The 587-nt window shown below is 65.8% G+C and carries 1 protein-coding gene; it reads left to right on the top strand.

The window, feature by feature from the left end; genetic code table 11:
* Positions 1 to 587 (top strand): EF-Tu/IF-2/RF-3 family GTPase (locus AC5O77_RS22220; protein ID WP_478058899.1); only part of this gene is annotated, 587 nt, incomplete at both ends.

Raw genomic sequence — 587 nt, 5'->3', positions numbered from 1 at the left:
GGCGCGATCCTGGTGTGCTCGGCCGCTGACGGCCCGATGCCGCAGACCCGCGAGCACATCCTGCTGTCGCGTCAGGTCGGCGTGCCGTACATCGTCGTGTTCCTGAACAAGGCCGACATGGTTGACGACGCCGAGCTGCTCGAGCTGGTCGAGATGGAAGTGCGCGAGCTGCTGAGCAAGTACGACTTCCCGGGCGACGACACCCCGATCATCGCCGGTTCGGCCCGTCTGGCGCTGGAAGGCGACCAGAGCGACATCGGCGTGCCGGCCATCCTGAAGCTGGTCGATGCCCTGGACAGCTGGATTCCGGAGCCGGAGCGTGCGATCGACAAGCCGTTCCTGATGCCGGTGGAAGACGTGTTCTCGATCTCGGGCCGCGGCACCGTGGTGACCGGTCGTATCGAGCGCGGCGTGATCAAGGTTGGCGACGAAATCGAAATCGTCGGCATCCGTCCGGTGCAGAAGACCACCGTGACCGGCGTTGAAATGTTCCGCAAGCTGCTGGACCAGGGTCAGGCAGGCGACAACGCTGGCCTGCTGCTGCGCGGCACCAAGCGTGACGACGTCGAGCGTGGCCAGGTTCTGGC

This window comes from Stenotrophomonas sp. INTA L402-1 (assembly GCF_059295135.1).
The sequence above is the reverse complement of the archived record's forward strand: the minus strand, read 5'-3'. Positions and strand labels throughout refer to the sequence as shown.